Here is a 17,829-nt window from a genome sequence, read left to right on the forward strand (position 1 = left end):
CGCCTTTCGGCTCCCCATCTGCTTGCGTTTTATCCCGGTGACGACAAAACCCCGCAGCTTACGCCTGCGGGGTATGGGATCCGTCTCCAGTCAGACCTTTTCGACCTGGCTGAACTCGAGCTCCACCGGGGTGGAGCGACCGAAAATGAGCACCGCAACCTGCAGTCGGCTCTTCTCGTAGTTAACTTCTTCGACAGTGCCATTGAAGTCTGCGAATGGCCCATCGGTAACACGAACAACTTCGCCCGGCTCGAAGAGCGTCTTCGGCTTCGGCTTGTCGCTACCGTCCGCAACTCGACGCAGGATAGCTTCCGCTTCCTTGTCGGTAATCGGCGCAGGCTTGTCGGCAGTACCGCCAATGAAACCCATTACACGAGGGGTATCCTTGACAAGGTGCCAAGTCCCTTCGCCCATTTCCATTTGCACCAGCACATAACCAGGGAAGAACTTGCGTTCACTTTTCCGCTTTTGGCCGTTCCGCATCTCTACCACTTCTTCGGTAGGGACGAGAATCTCGCCAAACTCTTCTTCCATGCCTGCCAGCTTCACACGCTCGATCAGCGAGCGCATGACATGCTTCTCGTAACCCGAGTAAGCATGCACAACGTACCAACGCTTAGCCACGGGACACCCTTAGCCTACAATCAGGGAAACAAGCCAGCCCAGGAGGGAATCAAGCCCCCACAGCAGCAAGGCCATAACCAGAACGACAGCCACGACAATCATGGTTGTCTGCGCAGTCTCTTGGCGGGTAGGCCAAACGACTTTGCGAATTTCGGTGCGAGCTTCCTTGGCCAGGACGAAGAAAGACTTGCCCTTGGCGGTTTGAAGTGCGACGTACGCAGCGACAGCGGCCAGCACTACCAGTGCGAGCACGCGATACAGGACGGGAGATGCCGAGTAATACTGATTACCGACAACCCCCACGACCACCAAAGCAACTACGACCAACCACTTGAGCAGATCGAAACGGGTGTCAGAGGCTTCGGCCTTCGGCATCATTTGGGGAAATCCTGTGAAAAGAAAGCCAGCCACCGAGGTGAATCTGGCAGGTCAGGAGGGAATCGAACCCCCAACCTACGGTTTTGGAGACCGTCGCTCTGCCAATTGAGCTACTGACCTAAAACTGAATCAGGCCGGCCATTATGCCGGCCTGATGGAGAGATTACAAGCTTTTACTCGATGACTTTGGCTACAACGCCAGCGCCAACGGTACGACCGCCTTCACGGATTGCGAAACGCAGGCCGTCTTCCATCGCGATGGTCTTGATCAGGGTAACAGTCATCTGAATGTTATCACCTGGCATTACCATTTCAACGCCTTCCGGCAGTTCGCAGTTACCGGTCACGTCGGTGGTCCGGAAGTAGAACTGTGGACGGTAGCCTTTGAAGAATGGGGTATGACGACCACCTTCTTCCTTGGACAGCACGTACACTTCTGCAGTGAACTTGGTGTGCGGCTTGACGGTGCCTGGCTTGACCAGTACCTGGCCACGCTCAACGTCGTCACGCTTGGTGCCGCGCAGCAGCACGCCGCAGTTCTCGCCAGCACGACCTTCGTCGAGCAGCTTGCGGAACATTTCAACGCCGGTGCAAGTGGTCTTGACGGTTGGACGCAGGCCAACGATCTCGACTTCTTCCTGGATCTTGACTACGCCACGCTCAACACGACCGGTTACCACGGTACCGCGACCGGAGATCGAGAACACGTCTTCGATTGGCATCAGGAACGGCTTGTCGATAGCACGCTCTGGCTGCGGGATGTAGCTGTCGAGGGTTTCGACCAGCTTCTTCACGGCAGTGGTGCCCATCTCGTTGTCGTCCTGGCCGTTCAGGGCCATCAACGCCGAACCGATGATGATCGGGGTGTCGTCGCCTGGGAAATCGTAGGTGCTGAGCAGGTCACGCACTTCCATTTCAACCAGTTCCAGCAGCTCGGCGTCGTCCACCATGTCAGCCTTGTTCAGGAAGACAACGATGTAAGGAACGCCAACCTGACGGGACAGCAGGATGTGTTCGCGAGTCTGAGGCATCGGGCCGTCAGCGGCCGAGCACACCAGGATCGCGCCGTCCATCTGGGCAGCACCGGTGATCATGTTCTTCACGTAGTCTGCGTGACCTGGGCAGTCAACGTGAGCGTAGTGACGAACAGCCGAGTCGTACTCGACGTGTGCGGTGTTGATGGTGATACCGCGAGCTTTCTCTTCCGGGGCGCTGTCGATCTTGTCGAAGTCAACCTTGGCCGAACCGAATACTTCGGAGCAGACGCGGGTCAGAGCAGCGGTCAGAGTGGTTTTACCGTGGTCAACGTGACCAATGGTGCCGACGTTGACGTGCGGCTTGTTCCGTTCGAACTTTTCCTTTGCCATCTAACCATCCCCCGCAGAAGAATTACGCAAGACACACGATCTATAAAACAAAGGCAGATATTTTCATATCTGCCTCTAAAGATGGAGCTCTTGAGCGGATTTGAACCGCTGACCTCACCCTTACCAAGGGTGTGCTCTACCAACTGAGCTACAAGAGCGTAACACTATGCAACAACTGCAGATCTGGAGCGGGTAGCGGGAATCGAACCCGCATCATCAGCTTGGAAGGCTGAGGTTCTACCACTAAACTATACCCGCGGAGCGTGCAGCTCTCGCTAAACTGGTGGAGGGGGAAGGATTCGAACCTTCGAAGTCGTAGACGTCAGATTTACAGTCTGATCCCTTTGGCCGCTCGGGAACCCCTCCTGAACGTGGGCGGCATTTTCAACTCTGCCATCCCTTCTGTCAAGCTTTTTCTCATTAAAATCTTGAGGTTAGCTAATTTGACAGTGCTCGGTAAGTCACCAACCTTGCTGAGCGGGCGCCATTCTATTCAAACTATTCAGGCGTTGCAATGCCTTCGCAAGGAATAATTTTCTGCGATAACCCGCTGATATTCCGTAGCACTTCGGCAACCCTCGTGTCGTCGGCGGTGCCCTGGGCGGTCGGCAGCCGGAGCCAGTGTTCCCGGCCAGTTTCTCCATCCAGGAAATATGACTGATAGCTCATGCCAGCGTCATGCAACCGCTTGCCGAGTGTCGCCACATCGCGCTGATCACGGTACCCACCTACGAACAGGCAGGTTGAACCTGGGCCTGACTGTTGCGCCCGAGCTTCGCTGGCCTCGCTTAATAGCTGGATGCCGCTACTCCCCCGCAGACCACTTTGAACGGCCCCGATATCCTTCGCGCGAATCGGAGCGTCCTGGAGGTTCCAGACCAGGTAAAAGCCGTTAAGCACAAGCAGCAAAAGAAATAGCCATCGCATTTGTGCACCTCAGCTTAATGGGCAGGCAATTGCCAACCCTTGAAACACTAGATCAGGCACGATCCGAGCCTGGGGGAAGGCCGGCCCGATCAAGGCTGCGTCGCCGCCGGTAAGGAAGAGCGCGTAGTCGTCGCCCCAGTAAGCTTTCGCATGCTCCAGCTGGGTGCTGACGAACCCCTGGAGCATCAGAATGCAACCACGCTCTACGGCTTCGACTGTGGAACGGCCGGGCAGCAGCGTACCCTTGGCTTTCTCGGCGGAATCATCGTCATAACGGATGCGACGGGTATGTGTCCGAAGCTGATTACGCATCAGTTGCAAACCAGGACAAATAAAACCGCCCATGTGGTTACCTTGGGCGCAAATAAAGTCTGAAGTGACCGCGGTACCCAGATCTATTACGACGCACGCCTTCGCTGCAATCGCATAGGCCCCCAACACAGCAACCCAACGGTCAAGCCCCAACCGCGTGTAATCGTCATAGCCGTTGGTTACTCCGGCCTGCACCCGTGCTGGCTCAGCGATCTTGCTATGGAAGCCGAACCTCGCTCGCAGGGCATCAGTGAGCCGGGTGGTTTCGTCTTCCGTGCGCACACTCACCAAGCGACAGTGGGTGGGATACAAGGCGGGATGGGTATCCAGATGGACCAGCAGCTCCTCATCGGAGCCTACAACCCCACCACCTTGGACATGCTCCCCTGAGGCACTGATTACACGCCACTTGATTAAGGTGTTTCCACAATCCAGCTCAAGAATCATCACGCAACCTCAAGCTGAGCTCTCCACCGCTGAAAACCTCTGGTCGACCGTCGACCTCCAGGCGCAGCGATCCTTGATCATTGATGCCCAGTACCCTACCCGCAACGGTCTGCGTACCGGAAATCAAATAGACGCTTTTACCTTGCCAGGCGTGCTGTGCTTCCCATTGTGCCCGGAGCGTCGCAAACCCGTTCGTTTCCAAGGCATGAATGAAATTCGCCAGCGACTCGCTCAATGCGATGGCCAGCGCGTTACGGTCGACAGAGGTATGGGTCTGAAGGTAGATCGACGTCCACTGTTGATCGATCGCATCACACTCCTTCATGTTCACGTTGATTCCAATACCAAGCACCACGTGGCACTGGTCGGCGGGATCTCCAACGAGCTCAAGCAGAATACCGGCGATCTTGCGGCCCTGTACAAGTACGTCGTTTGGCCATTTGAGCATTGCATCGCTTAGCCCCTGTGCCCCGAGACACTCTACAACTGCCATTCCTGCTACCAGGCTCAGTCCATCCAGGCGCTTGATACCGCCCTGCAGCGGCACCGCCAGGCTGTAATACAAATTAGCTGCGTAGGGGCTTACCCATGTGCGGCCTCTGCGGCCTCGGCCGGCATCTTGACGTTCTGCCAATGTCAGCAAAGGTTTCGAAAGAGGGGTTGCAACGGTGCGCAGAGCCTGCGCATTGGTGGAGTCAATGACCTGATGGACTTCAACCGCCCAGCCAAGCTTCGCGACCGCAACCGAGAGACGCTCGGGATCAAGCAATGACAAAGGCGTAGCCAAACGATAACCGCGGCCGCGCACTTTATGCACCGTGACGCCCAGGTCTGCTTCGAGCAGTTGGAGCTGTTTCCACACCGCGCTCCGGCTCACGCCAAGCGCGTGCCCGAGATCTTGTCCGGAATGGAAGCGTCCGTCTTGCAATAGATTTAACAACTTGGACATCGAGGCGCTCACCCCTTCATGAGGCCCGCATGATAACGACGCCCAAGGGGGTTGCATAGAAGCGCTAGCCTACGGCATTAATCAGCTAGCCCGGTGATCGTCGTCATATAGCAGGAACGTTAGCCGGGAAAAGACAAAACCCCCGATCGCAGGGCGATCAGGGGTTCTGGGTTTGAATCTTGACGATGACCTACTCTCACATGGGGAAACCCCACACTACCATCGGCGATGCATCGTTTCACTGCTGAGTTCGGGATGGGATCAGGTGGTTCCAATGCTCTATGGTCGTCAAGAAATTCGGTAGCGGCCCCGTTTGCACGCGGTCGCGAATCTGGGTATGTGATGTTTGTGATGTCGCCAATTTTCGGTGTGTCTTCACCGCCGCGCTCTGTGCTTACACAGATTGCTTGGGTGTTATATGGTCAAGCCTCACGGGCAATTAGTATGGGTTAGCTCAACGCCTCACAGCGCTTACACACCCCACCTATCAACGTCGTAGTCTTCGACGGCCCTTCAGGGAGCTCAAGGCTCCAGTGAGATCTCATCTTGAGGCAAGTTTCCCGCTTAGATGCTTTCAGCGGTTATCTCTTCCGAACATAGCTACCCGGCAATGCCACTGGCGTGACAACCGGAACACCAGAGGTTCGTCCACTCCGGTCCTCTCGTACTAGGAGCAGCCCCTCTCAAATCTCAAACGTCCACGGCAGATAGGGACCGAACTGTCTCACGACGTTCTAAACCCAGCTCGCGTACCACTTTAAATGGCGAACAGCCATACCCTTGGGACCGGCTTCAGCCCCAGGATGTGATGAGCCGACATCGAGGTGCCAAACACCGCCGTCGATATGAACTCTTGGGCGGTATCAGCCTGTTATCCCCGGAGTACCTTTTATCCGTTGAGCGATGGCCCTTCCATACAGAACCACCGGATCACTAAGACCTACTTTCGTACCTGCTCGACGTGTCTGTCTCGCAGTCAAGCGCGCTTTTGCCTTTATACTCTACGACCGATTTCCGACCGGTCTGAGCGCACCTTCGTACTCCTCCGTTACTCTTTGGGAGGAGACCGCCCCAGTCAAACTACCCACCATACACTGTCCTCGATCCGGATAACGGACCTGAGTTAGAACCTCAAGGTTGCCAGGGTGGTATTTCAAGGATGGCTCCACGCAGACTGGCGTCCACGCTTCATAGCCTCCCACCTATCCTACACAAGCAAGCTCAAAGTCCAGTGCAAAGCTATAGTAAAGGTTCACGGGGTCTTTCCGTCTAGCCGCGGATACACTGCATCTTCACAGCGATTTCAATTTCACTGAGTCTCGGGTGGAGACAGCGCCGCCATCGTTACGCCATTCGTGCAGGTCGGAACTTACCCGACAAGGAATTTCGCTACCTTAGGACCGTTATAGTTACGGCCGCCGTTTACCGGGGCTTCGATCAAGAGCTTCGCTTGCGCTAACCCCATCAATTAACCTTCCGGCACCGGGCAGGCGTCACACCCTATACGTCCACTTTCGTGTTTGCAGAGTGCTGTGTTTTTAATAAACAGTCGCAGCGGCCTGGTATCTTCGACCGGCAAAAGCTTACGGGGCAAGCCCTTCACCTTCGCCGGCGCACCTTCTCCCGAAGTTACGGTGCCATTTTGCCTAGTTCCTTCACCCGAGTTCTCTCAAGCGCCTTGGTATTCTCTACCCAACCACCTGTGTCGGTTTGGGGTACGGTTCCTGGTTACCTGAAGCTTAGAAGCTTTTCCTGGAAGCATGGCATCGACCACTTCATGCCCGAAGGCACTCGTCATCAGCTCTCGGCCTAAGGATCCCGGATTTACCTAAGATCCCAGCCTACCACCTTAAACCTGGACAACCAACGCCAGGCTGGCCTAGCCTTCTCCGTCCCTCCATCGCAGTAACCAGAAGTACAGGAATATTAACCTGTTTTCCATCGACTACGCTTTTCAGCCTCGCCTTAGGGACCGACTAACCCTGCGTCGATTAACGTTGCGCAGGAAACCTTGGTTTTTCGGCGTGCGAGTTTTTCACTCGCATTGTCGTTACTCATGTCAGCATTCGCACTTCTGATACCTCCAGCCAGCTTCTCAACTGACCTTCACAGGCTTACAGAACGCTCCTCTACCGCGTCACTTGCGTGACACCCGTAGCTTCGGTGTATGGTTTGAGCCCCGTTACATCTTCCGCGCAGGCCGACTCGACTAGTGAGCTATTACGCTTTCTTTAAAGGGTGGCTGCTTCTAAGCCAACCTCCTAGCTGTCTAAGCCTTCCCACATCGTTTCCCACTTAACCATAACTTTGGGACCTTAGCTGACGGTCTGGGTTGTTTCCCTTTTCACGACGGACGTTAGCACCCGCCGTGTGTCTCCCATGCTCGGCACTTGTAGGTATTCGGAGTTTGCATCGGTTTGGTAAGTCGGGATGACCCCCTAGCCGAAACAGTGCTCTACCCCCTACAGTGATACATGAGGCGCTACCTAAATAGCTTTCGAGGAGAACCAGCTATCTCCGAGCTTGATTAGCCTTTCACTCCGATCCACAGGTCATCCGCTAACTTTTCAACGGTAGTCGGTTCGGTCCTCCAGTCAGTGTTACCTAACCTTCAACCTGCCCATGGATAGATCGCCCGGTTTCGGGTCTATACCCAGCGACTAAACGCCCTATTAAGACTCGCTTTCGCTACGCCTCCCCTATTCGGTTAAGCTCGCCACTGAATATAAGTCGCTGACCCATTATACAAAAGGTACGCAGTCACAGAACAAGTCTGCTCCCACTGCTTGTACGCATACGGTTTCAGGATCTATTTCACTCCCCTCTCCGGGGTTCTTTTCGCCTTTCCCTCACGGTACTGGTTCACTATCGGTCAGTCAGTAGTATTTAGCCTTGGAGGATGGTCCCCCCATGTTCAGACAAAGTTTCTCGTGCTCCGTCCTACTCGATTTCATTGACAAGAGATTTTCGCGTACAGGGCTATCACCCACTATGGCCGCACTTTCCAGAGCGTTCCGCTAATCTCAAATCAACTTAAGGGCTGGTCCCCGTTCGCTCGCCACTACTAAGGGAATCTCGGTTGATTTCTTTTCCTCAGGGTACTTAGATGTTTCAGTTCCCCTGGTTCGCCTCTTGCACCTATGGATTCAGTACAAGATACTCAGCTTGTGCTGAGTGGGTTCCCCCATTCAGAGATCTCCGGATCAAAGTCTGTTTGCCGACTCCCCGAAGCTTATCGCAGGCTACCACGTCTTTCATCGCCTCTGACTGCCAAGGCATCCACCGTATGCGCTTATTCACTTGACCATATAACCCCAAGCAATCTCGGGATCGTACGGTGGTGAAGACAACATTCGCCGAAAATTCGCGATTCAACTCACAAATTTTACCTTAGCCTGAACACACACCAGTGAAAGTGCTGTCCAGTCTATCTTTCTATCACATACCCAAATTTTTAAAGAACGATTCTGAAAAAGATCAGAAATCAACATTCAGGCCTCGGACCGAGGGAATGCTCATTTCTAAGCTTTGACCGATGAAGGTGGTGGAGCCAAGCGGGATCGAACCGCTGACCTCCTGCGTGCAAGGCAGGCGCTCTCCCAGCTGAGCTATGGCCCCAAACAACTGGTGGGTCTGGGCAGATTCGAACTGCCGACCTCACCCTTATCAGGGGTGCGCTCTAACCAACTGAGCTACAGACCCAAATTACTGGGTTGCTGCACGCCGACCTCACCCTGCTCTTTATCCAAAAGCATGGGGTGCGCTCCAACCAACTGAGCGACAGACCGGCACGAGGCTTTCACCTAATCGTCTTTTACAAGGAATCAAGCAATTCGTGTGGGTGCTTATGGGCGGCTGTGTCGTCGATTAAGGAGGTGATCCAGCCGCAGGTTCCCCTACGGCTACCTTGTTACGACTTCACCCCAGTCATGAATCACACCGTGGTAACCGTCCCCCCGAAGGTTAGACTAGCTACTTCTGGTGCAACCCACTCCCATGGTGTGACGGGCGGTGTGTACAAGGCCCGGGAACGTATTCACCGCGACGTTCTGATTCGCGATTACTAGCGATTCCGACTTCACGCAGTCGAGTTGCAGACTGCGATCCGGACTACGATCGGTTTTGTGAGATTAGCTCCACCTCGCGGCTTGGCGACCCTCTGTACCGACCATTGTAGCACGTGTGTAGCCCAGGCCGTAAGGGCCATGATGACTTGACGTCATCCCCACCTTCCTCCGGTTTGTCACCGGCAGTCTCCTTAGAGTGCCCACCTTAACGTGCTGGTAACTAAGGACAAGGGTTGCGCTCGTTACGGGACTTAACCCAACATCTCACGACACGAGCTGACGACAGCCATGCAGCACCTGTCTCAATGTTCCCGAAGGCACCAATCCATCTCTGGAAAGTTCATTGGATGTCAAGGCCTGGTAAGGTTCTTCGCGTTGCTTCGAATTAAACCACATGCTCCACCGCTTGTGCGGGCCCCCGTCAATTCATTTGAGTTTTAACCTTGCGGCCGTACTCCCCAGGCGGTCAACTTAATGCGTTAGCTGCGCCACTAAGAGCTCAAGGCTCCCAACGGCTAGTTGACATCGTTTACGGCGTGGACTACCAGGGTATCTAATCCTGTTTGCTCCCCACGCTTTCGCACCTCAGTGTCAGTATCAGTCCAGGTGGTCGCCTTCGCCACTGATGTTCCTTCCTATATCTACGCATTTCACCGCTACACAGGAAATTCCACCACCCTCTACCGTACTCTAGCTTGCCAGTTTTGGATGCAGTTCCCAGGTTGAGCCCGGGGATTTCACATTCAACTTAACAAACCACCTACGCGCGCTTTACGCCCAGTAATTCCGATTAACGCTTGCACCCTCTGTATTACCGCGGCTGCTGGCACAGAGTTAGCCGGTGCTTATTCTGTCGGTAACGTCAAAACAGCAAGGTATTCGCTTACTGCCCTTCCTCCCAACTTAAAGTGCTTTACAATCCGAAGACCTTCTTCACACACGCGGCATGGCTGGATCAGGCTTTCGCCCATTGTCCAATATTCCCCACTGCTGCCTCCCGTAGGAGTCTGGACCGTGTCTCAGTTCCAGTGTGACTGATCATCCTCTCAGACCAGTTACGGATCGTCGCCTTGGTGAGCCTTTACCTCACCAACTAGCTAATCCGGCCTAGGCTCATCTGATAGCGTGAGGCCCGAAGGTCCCCCACTTTCTCCCGTAGGACGTATGCGGTATTAGCGTTCCTTTCGAAACGTTGTCCCCCACTACCAGGCAGATTCCTAGGCATTACTCACCCGTCCGCCGCTGAATCCGGGAGCAAGCTCCCATCATCCGCTCGACTTGCATGTGTTAGGCCTGCCGCCAGCGTTCAATCTGAGCCATGATCAAACTCTTCAGTTCAATACTGCTTGGGTTTTGAGAAAACCCTAAACTTGGCTCAGCAATCGCAAGACTTCCCGAAGGAAGCCACTCAATTCGAATTTCTTCGCTTGAGTTCTTGTGATGCTGATAATCATTGTGACAATCAGTCCAACTCACAAGCACCCACACGAATTGCTTGATTCATTTTGTTAAAGAGCGGTTGGTTGAGCTGTTCGCTTCAACCGAGGCGCGCATTCTACGCTAACCTTACATCGTGTCAAGCGTTTATTTTGGAAGTTTTCAGAATTTCTCGTTCAACTTCAAACACTTGACCGCTTCACTTACCTCTCGAAGCGGGAGGCGAATTCTACAGCGTTACAACCTGCTGTCAACCCCCTTTCTCACCGCATCCGATCCGGAGATCGAAGCCACTTCCCGCTTACCTGAACTGCTAACTCGTTGATTCTCCAGAAGTTTGCCGTTCCGTTGTCGCTGGAAGTGGGGCGCATTATAAGGGCTTTCGAGAGGGCGTCAACACTTATTTGTTACATTCGTGTGAACGCCCTCTTCCGCAGGTTTAAAGGCTCGGGAACGCGAACTGCGACGCTTCATGGCTGGCGCGCTGCGGCCACCGCTGGGTGATTGCCTTGCGCCGGGTATAGAAGCGCACGCCATCCGGCCCATAGGCATGCAGGTCTCCAAACAAGGAGCGCTTCCAGCCACCAAAGCTGTGGTAGGCCACCGGCACCGGGAGCGGCACGTTCACACCTACCATGCCCACTTCAATCTCATCACAGAACAGCCGCGCGGCTTCACCGTCACGGGTGAAGATGCAGGTGCCGTTGCCATACTCATGATCATTGATCAGTTGCATGGCTTCTTCCAGGCTGTTTACCCGGACGATGCACAACACCGGCCCGAAGATCTCTTCTTTATAGATACGCATGTCGGGCGTTACGCGATCGAAGAGGCAGCCACCGAGGAAGAAGCCGTTTTCGTTTCCGCTGACGCTCAGCCCACGCCCGTCCACTACCAGCTGCGCGCCGGCCGCAACGCCGTCATCTACATACCCGCGGACCTTGTCCCGGTGCTGCCCGGTAACCAACGGTCCCATGTCCAACCCGCAGCTGGTACCCGCGCCAATCTTCAGCTCTTGAATCTGCGGCGCGAGCCTGGCCACCAAGGCATCTGCTACCTGGTCGCCCACACATACGGCGACGGAGATCGCCATGCAGCGTTCTCCACAGGAGCCATATGCCGCGCCCATCAAGGCGCTGACCGCGTTATCCAGGTCCGCATCGGGCATCAGCACGGCGTGGTTCTTCGCCCCACCGAGTGCCTGTACCCGCTTGCCACGCGCAGCGCCTTCTTTATAGATGTACTCGGCGATCGGGGTGGAGCCTACGAAACTGATCGCTTTCACTTCAGGCGCTTCGATCAATGCATCCACTGCAACCTTGTCGCCGTGCACTACGCTCATCACGCCGGCCGGCAGGCCAGCTTCCTGAAGCAGTTGCGCGATATACAGCGTGGACGTGGGGTCGCGCTCCGAAGGCTTGAGGATGAAGCAGTTGCCGCACACGATGGCCAGTGGATACATCCACAAGGGAACCATGGCCGGGAAGTTGAATGGCGTGATCCCTGCTACTACACCAAGCGGCTGGAAGTCGGACCAGCCATCGATGTTCGGCCCTACGTTACGGCTGTACTCGCCTTTCAACAGTTCGGGTGCGGCGCATGCGAATTCAACGTTCTCGATGCCGCGCTTGAGCTCACCAGCGGCATCTTCCAGGGTTTTGCCGTGTTCCTGGCTGATCAACTGAGCAATCTTGCCTTCATTTTGTTCAAGCAATTGCTTGAAACGGAACATCACTTGGGCACGCTTGGCTGCGGGCGTGCGGCGCCAGGCCGGGAATGCTGCCTTGGCAGCATCAATGGCGCGCTGGACCGTAGCCACATCGGCCAGGTGTACCTTCCCGCTGACTTCGCCCGTAGAAGGGTTGAATACGTCAGCGGTACGATCACCCGCGCTTACCAGGTCGCCATTGATCAGGTGTTGGATGGTGCTCATTACGTGCTCCGTTATCAGTCGATCTGGTTGAGGGCTTCGCCCACTGCGTCGAACAGGCTGCTCATTTCTTCGGCGGTAGCATTAAAGGTCGGGCCGAACTGCAGGGTGTCGCCGCCATAACGAACATAGAAGCCTTTTTGCCACAGTTTCATCGCCGCTTCGTACGGCCGCACGATTGCATCCCCATCACGCGGAGTCAGCTGGATTGCCCCGGCCAGCCCGAAGTTGCGGATATCCACAATGTGCCTGGCGCCTTTTACCCCATGAATCGACGCTTCGAAGGACGGCGCCAACTCAGCCGCGCTTTGCACAAGGTTTTCCTTGAGCAGCAAATCCAGCGCGGCGATACCGGCAGCACACGCCACCGGGTGAGCGGAATAGGTATAGCCATGCGGGAATTCGACCGCGTATTCAGGCGTGGGCTGCGCCATGAAGGTTTGATAGATCTCGCTGCGAGCGATCACCGCGCCCATGGGGATAGCGCCATTGGTGAGCTGCTTGGCGATGCACATCAAATCTGGCGTTACGTCGAAGGTAGTTGCGCCAAACAGGCTGCCAGTACGGCCGAAGCCTGTGATCACCTCGTCGAAGATAAGCAGGATGTTGTGCTGGTCGCAGATCTCGCGAAGGCGCTTGAGGTAGCCTTTGGGCGGCGGCAGTACACCCGCCGAACCCGCCATGGGTTCCACGATCACTGCACCGATGTTGGAGGCGTCGTGCAGTTCGATCAGCCGCAGCAGGTCGTCAGCCAGGGCGATTCCGCCTTCCTCGGGCAGGCCGCGGGTATACGCGTTGGCCGGCAGAAGGGTATGAGGCAGGTGATCGACGTCCATCAGTTGCCCGAACATCTTCCGGTTACCGTTCACCCCGCCCAGGCTGGTGCCGGCGATGTTCACGCCGTGGTAGCCCCGCGCGCGGCCGATCAGCTTGGTCTTGGTGGCTTGGCCCTTGAGCCGCCAGTAGGCACGCACCATCTTCACCGCTGTATCGGCACACTCGGAACCCGAGTTGGTGAAGAACACATGGTTGAGATCACCGGGGGTAAGGTCGATGATTTTCTCGGCCAACTGGAACGACAACGGATGGCCGTATTGGAAAGCAGGCGAGTAATCCAGCACGCCCAGCTGGCGGGCAACTGCTTCCTGAATTTCCTTGCGGGTATGGCCGGCACCGCAGGTCCACAGGCCAGAGAGGCTGTCATAGATCTGGCGGCCGCGGTCGTCGGTCAGGTAACGCCCCTGCGCCGCCACGATCATCCGAGGGTCGCGCTGGAAGTTGCGGTTGGCCGTATACGGCATCCAGTGGGCGTCCAGTTTGAGCTGGCTCGCCAGCCCGGCGGGTGCATTCTCTGGCATGTTCATCTGAGACCTCTTTGAGGATGGCAGCGTGCGTTGGTGATTGCGGCTACGTTCGCACGCGGATAAAGTCCGAAACACCTTGTTTTTCCAATCTTCAGGCTGAGCGGGACTAAACAATGAGCCGTCGAGAGCCTTTGGCGCAGGTCAGCGATTTTGATATTCGACTGTTGCGGATCTTCCGTAGTGTTGTGGAATGCGGTGGGTTCTCAGCGGCCGAGAACGTGCTTGGCATTGGCCGCTCCGCCATCAGCCAGCAGATGAGCGACCTGGAGCAGCGTATCGGGCTGCGGCTGTGCCAGCGCGGCCGGGCAGGCTTCTCACTGACCGAGGAAGGGCGTGAGGTGTACCAGTCTTCGCTGCAGTTATTAGGCGCGCTGGAAAACTTCCGCACGGAAGTGAACGGCCTGCACCAGCACCTTCGCGGCGAATTGAACATTGGCTTGACCGATAACCTTGTCACGTTGCCGCATATGCGTATTACCCATGCCTTGGCGCAACTCAAGGAGCGAGGGCCGGATGTACGAATCAACATCCGCATGATCGCACCCAGCCAGGTGGAACAAGGCGTGCTGGACGGCAGCCTTCACGTGGGGGTGGTCCCGCAAGCCAGCGCCCTGCCAGGGTTGGAGTACCAGCCCTTGTACAGCGAGCGCTCTTCACTCTATTGCGCGGTAGGCCACCCCTTGTTTTATGCCGACGACGCCACCCTTGACGATGGCCGGCTGAACACCCAGGAAGCCATTGCCCCGACGTTTCGTTTGCCAGGCGAAATCCAGGCTCACTACCAGGTGCTCAACTGCAGCGCCAGCGCCTCGGACCGGGAGGGTATGGCGTTTCTTATCCTCACCGGCCGCTACATCGGTTACCTACCTGATCACTACGCCGAAGCGTGGGTGCAGCAGGGGCGGCTGCGCGCCTTGAAAGCGCGACAGCGCTTCTACGATTTGAGCCTCTCATGGGTCACCCGCAAGGGGCGGCGCCCACATTTGGTGCTGGAAAGCTTTCTCGAACAGCTGGCGGCTACCCGGTAGATTGCCTTCGCAGCCCGCCAAACCCCTTGCCTGCCTGGGGCTGCGAGAAGGTCCAACATAAAAAACTGAGCAGTTGGACAGGTTCTTGCAACGATGGATTCCATCGGCCGCTTACTCGCGCGCCCGCACTGGAGCCTTGCAGCATGCCACCTGAAGAATCGGTCAACCCGGACCTGCTCTATAACCTCGAGGATCGGCCCGCCCCCCTGCCAGCCATGCTGGCGGCGCTGCAGCACGTGCTCGCCAGCTTCGTCGGGATCATCACGCCGCCGCTGATCATCGGCTCAACGCTTGGGCTGGGTGAGCACTTGCCCTACCTGATCAGCATGGCGCTGATGGTTTCCGGTGTAGGCACGTTTATCCAGGCGCGCCGGCCATGGGGCATAGGCGCTGGCATGATCTGCCTGCAAGGCACCAGTTTCGCGTTCCTGGGTGCGATCCTGTCGGCGGGCTTCATGGTCAAGCAGCGCGGAGGTAGCCCGGAGGACATTCTGGCGATGATCTTCGGGATCTGCTTCTTCGGCTCGCTGGTGCAGGTAGTGCTCAGCCGCTTCATAGGGCAAATGCGCCGAGTGCTCACGCCCTTGGTGACAGGCATTGTCATCACGCTTATCGGTATCAGCCTTATCAAGGTCGGCATCACCGACCTCGGTGGGGGCTTCGGTGCGGCCGACTTTGGCGCACCAGGCAACCTGGCGCTGGGTGGGTTGGTGCTCGTGATCGTGGTGGTGCTCAGCCGTTCGGAATCACCGTGGCTACGTTTGTCAGCAATTGTCATTGGCTTGGTAGCGGGCAGCATAGCGGCGTGGTTCAGCGGCAAACTGGTACCCCATGCGCTGCCCGCCTTGCCCCTGCTAACCCTGCCGATACCGTTCCGCTTCGGCTTTGCGTTCGATTGGACGGTATTTCTGCCCATCGCCCTGATTTATCTGATCAGCAGTATCGAGACAGTCGGCGACCTTACGGCCAACTGCATGCTGTCACGCCAGCCATTGCAAGGGCCCTCATATGTGGCCCGATTGAAGGGCGGCGTGCTCGGCGACGGCGTTAGCTGCATGATTGCGGCAACCTTCAGTGCCTTTCCCAACACCACCTTTGCGCAAAACAACGGTGTGATCCAGCTCACCGGCGTTGCCAGCCGCTACGTGGGGCTGTACATCGGTGCCATTCTTTTCATCCTGGGGCTTGTCCCAGCCATTGGCGCTGTATTGCAGCAGATTCCTAAACCGGTGCTGGGCGGGGCCACCTTGGTGATGTTCGGTAGCGTTGCAGCGGCGGGAGTAAGGATCATTGCGCAGAACGCCCTCGACCGACGCAACATGCTGATCGTCGCTACCTCTTTCGGCGTAGGCCTTGGCATCGCTGCCCAGCCCGAACTTTTGCACCATATGCCTGCATTGGTGCGCAACCTGTTCGACTCCGCCATCACCAGTGGCGGGGTAACCGCGCTGGTACTTAGCCTGATCTTGCCCCGCCAAGGCGAGGCGATTGCGCCGCTTCATCCCGCGGGTGCCGCCGCTGCGGTGGAAAAGCGCCTTTAACGCTTGTCTGTTGCCTGTGGGTGCGTTATCAACGCAGCTCAACGCCCCACAGGTAACCCTGGAAGACCTATGCCCCTGCATGTTCCCGCCCACAGCGCTCAGCCCGACGGCAAGCCGCCCAGCCGCATTCGCCAGAAGAACGAAGAAGCGATCATCAAGGCGGCGGAGGATGAATTCGCCCGGCATGGCTTCAAAGGCACGAGCATGAACACGATCGCGGCCAAGGCCAACCTGCCCAAGGCCAACCTGCATTATTACTTCACCAACAAGCTTGGCCTTTATATCGCTGTACTGAGCAATATCATCGAGTTATGGGACAGCACCTTCAACAACCTCACCAGCGCTGATGACCCGGCCGAAGCGCTCACCCGCTACATACGCGCCAAGATGGAATTTTCCCGCCGCCATCCACAGGCTTCGCGTATCTTCGCCATGGAAATCATCAGTGGCGGGCAATGCCTGAGCGAGTACTTCAGCCAGGACTATCAACTGTGGTTCAAGGGCCGGGCGGCGGTGTTCGAACAATGGATAGCCGAGGGGAAAATGCACGCGGTAGATCCCGTGCACCTGATCTTCCTGCTATGGAGCAGCACGCAACACTACGCAGACTTCGCCAGCCAGATTTGCCGAGTGACAGGCAAGGCCCGGTTGACTCGCGCGGATTTCGACCAGGCTGCGGATAACCTGATCCATATCATTCTTACCGGCTGCGGTATTACGCTTCCGCCTTCAGCAGGTATTCCTCGCTGATGCCGTGCACGTTGCTGGCGGTGAGTGAATATAAAGAGGAAATCCGCAAAAGCCGCTTTCTCGCGATCGCAGGGTCCATCGAAAGCCCGGAGCATGCGTCGGTATTTCTGCAAACCCATGGCGACCCCCAGGCCACCCACAATTGCTGGGCGTGGAAAATCGGCACGCAGTACCGAAGCAGCGACGACGGCGAGCCTGGAGGCACTGCCGGGCGACCCATCCTTGCCGCCATCGAAGCCCAGGGCTGTGATCAGGTCATGGTGGTTGTCACGCGTTGGTATGGTGGCATTCAACTGGGCACCGGTGGCCTGGCCCGCGCGTATGGTGGCTGTGCCAACAAGTGCCTGCAGCACGCCATCAAACAACCCTTGATCAGCCGTTCTGCCTTTACCTGTGAATGCACGTTCAGCGAATTGGCCCTGGTACGCCTGCGCATCGCCGAAACCGGTGGCGAAGTACTAAGCGAATCCTTTGAAGCCAATGGTGTATCCCTGCACCTGGCTGCGCCGCCGGCCCGGGCACTGGAGTTAGGCGATCACCTGGCGCAGCTGAGCCGCGGACGTATTCACCTATCCCCAGCCTGATTTGTACACATCCACTGTGCGCCTGCCTGTGGATAAACTCTGTGTAGGTCGCTGAAGCCCACTGCTCTCGGGGCTTCCAAGCCTCTGGTTATTTTATGATCACCTAAAGCTACCCTTATCGAGC

The 17,829-nt window shown here is 56.6% G+C and carries 12 protein-coding genes, 6 tRNA genes and 3 rRNA genes; 4 read left to right on the forward strand and 17 right to left on the reverse strand.

Translation table 11 applies throughout. The features are described from left to right. Window positions 1–90: 90 nt before the first annotated feature. The 17 genes from nusG to aptA form a co-directional block, all read right to left on the reverse strand. Window positions 91–624 (reverse strand): transcription termination/antitermination protein NusG, encoded by a 534-nt coding sequence (gene nusG / locus AC3Z8Y_RS21980; RefSeq protein WP_181117550.1) that lies wholly within the window; start codon window positions 622–624, stop codon window positions 91–93. Between the two features lie 9 nt (window positions 625–633). Continuing rightward, window positions 634–1,002 carry a preprotein translocase subunit SecE gene (gene secE / locus AC3Z8Y_RS21985; protein ID WP_181117551.1) on the reverse strand — a complete coding sequence of 123 codons (369 nt, stop codon included), beginning with the start codon at window positions 1,000–1,002 and terminating at the stop codon, window positions 634–636. 44 nt (window positions 1,003–1,046) lie between these two features. Then, window positions 1,047–1,122: transfer RNA gene (locus tag AC3Z8Y_RS21990), tRNA-Trp, on the reverse strand. Window positions 1,123–1,175: 53 nt separating this feature from the next. Beyond that, the gene (gene tuf, locus AC3Z8Y_RS21995; protein ID WP_490087555.1) at window positions 1,176–2,369 is read right to left on the reverse strand and encodes an elongation factor Tu; all 1,194 of its coding nucleotides are present in this window, start codon (window positions 2,367–2,369) and stop codon (window positions 1,176–1,178) included. Window positions 2,370–2,451: 82 nt separating this feature from the next. Continuing rightward, window positions 2,452–2,527, reverse strand: a tRNA-Thr gene (locus AC3Z8Y_RS22000). Window positions 2,528–2,553: 26 nt separating this feature from the next. Next, window positions 2,554–2,627: transfer RNA gene (locus tag AC3Z8Y_RS22005), tRNA-Gly, on the reverse strand. Window positions 2,628–2,650: 23 nt separating this feature from the next. Further along, a tRNA-Tyr gene (locus AC3Z8Y_RS22010) sits at window positions 2,651–2,735 on the reverse strand. Between the two features lie 132 nt (window positions 2,736–2,867). Further along, window positions 2,868–3,296: a hypothetical protein gene (locus AC3Z8Y_RS22015; RefSeq protein WP_490087559.1), complete on the reverse strand. Its 429-nt coding sequence runs from the start codon at window positions 3,294–3,296 to the stop codon at window positions 2,868–2,870. Window positions 3,297–3,305: 9 nt separating this feature from the next. Then, window positions 3,306–4,055, reverse strand: a complete 750-nt coding sequence (locus tag AC3Z8Y_RS22020; RefSeq protein WP_490087560.1) for a pantothenate kinase — start codon at window positions 4,053–4,055, stop codon at window positions 3,306–3,308. After that, window positions 4,045–5,004, reverse strand: a complete 960-nt coding sequence (birA, locus tag AC3Z8Y_RS22025; protein ID WP_490087561.1) for a bifunctional biotin--[acetyl-CoA-carboxylase] ligase/biotin operon repressor BirA — start codon at window positions 5,002–5,004, stop codon at window positions 4,045–4,047. The genes AC3Z8Y_RS22020 and birA overlap by 11 nt, the downstream gene beginning before the upstream one ends. Before the next feature lie 177 nt (window positions 5,005–5,181). Beyond that, a 5S ribosomal RNA gene (gene rrf / locus AC3Z8Y_RS22030) occupies window positions 5,182–5,297 on the reverse strand. A 125-nt stretch (window positions 5,298–5,422) separates the two neighbouring features. Further along, window positions 5,423–8,310 (reverse strand): 23S ribosomal RNA (locus AC3Z8Y_RS22035). A gap of 236 nt (window positions 8,311–8,546) precedes the next feature. After that, window positions 8,547–8,622, reverse strand: a tRNA-Ala gene (locus tag AC3Z8Y_RS22040). A gap of 7 nt (window positions 8,623–8,629) precedes the next feature. Beyond that, a tRNA-Ile gene (locus tag AC3Z8Y_RS22045) sits at window positions 8,630–8,706 on the reverse strand. A 166-nt stretch (window positions 8,707–8,872) separates the two neighbouring features. After that, a 16S ribosomal RNA gene (locus tag AC3Z8Y_RS22050) occupies window positions 8,873–10,409 on the reverse strand. The 16S, 23S and 5S rRNA genes sit together here with 2 tRNA genes alongside, the layout of an rRNA operon. Window positions 10,410–10,947: 538 nt before the next feature. Beyond that, on the reverse strand, window positions 10,948–12,441 hold the full coding sequence (locus tag AC3Z8Y_RS22055; RefSeq protein ID WP_490087562.1) for a CoA-acylating methylmalonate-semialdehyde dehydrogenase: 1,494 nt from the start codon (window positions 12,439–12,441) through the stop codon (window positions 10,948–10,950). A 14-nt stretch (window positions 12,442–12,455) separates the two neighbouring features. Then, complete coding sequence (aptA, locus tag AC3Z8Y_RS22060; RefSeq protein ID WP_490087563.1) at window positions 12,456–13,802, reverse strand: omega-aminotransferase AptA; 1,347 nt, start codon at window positions 13,800–13,802, stop codon at window positions 12,456–12,458. A 113-nt stretch (window positions 13,803–13,915) separates the two neighbouring features. Here aptA and AC3Z8Y_RS22065 point away from each other — a divergent pair, with 113 nt between their 5' ends. From AC3Z8Y_RS22065 to AC3Z8Y_RS22080, 4 genes are all read left to right on the forward strand, one after another. Then, the gene (locus AC3Z8Y_RS22065) at window positions 13,916–14,830 is read left to right on the forward strand and encodes a LysR family transcriptional regulator (RefSeq protein WP_490087564.1); all 915 of its coding nucleotides are present in this window, start codon (window positions 13,916–13,918) and stop codon (window positions 14,828–14,830) included. A gap of 143 nt (window positions 14,831–14,973) precedes the next feature. Then, the gene (locus tag AC3Z8Y_RS22070; protein WP_490087565.1) at window positions 14,974–16,371 is read left to right on the forward strand and encodes a uracil-xanthine permease family protein; all 1,398 of its coding nucleotides are present in this window, start codon (window positions 14,974–14,976) and stop codon (window positions 16,369–16,371) included. 69 nt (window positions 16,372–16,440) lie between these two features. Continuing rightward, the gene (locus tag AC3Z8Y_RS22075) at window positions 16,441–17,121 is read left to right on the forward strand and encodes a TetR/AcrR family transcriptional regulator (protein WP_490087566.1); all 681 of its coding nucleotides are present in this window, start codon (window positions 16,441–16,443) and stop codon (window positions 17,119–17,121) included. Then, window positions 17,121–17,705, forward strand: coding sequence for an IMPACT family protein (locus AC3Z8Y_RS22080; RefSeq protein ID WP_490087567.1), 585 nt, complete (start codon window positions 17,121–17,123; stop codon window positions 17,703–17,705). The genes AC3Z8Y_RS22075 and AC3Z8Y_RS22080 overlap by 1 nt, the downstream gene beginning before the upstream one ends. The last annotated feature ends 124 nt before the right edge of the window (window positions 17,706–17,829 follow it).

It is taken from the genome of Pseudomonas sp. 3MAES_34.3B, from assembly GCF_058145875.1.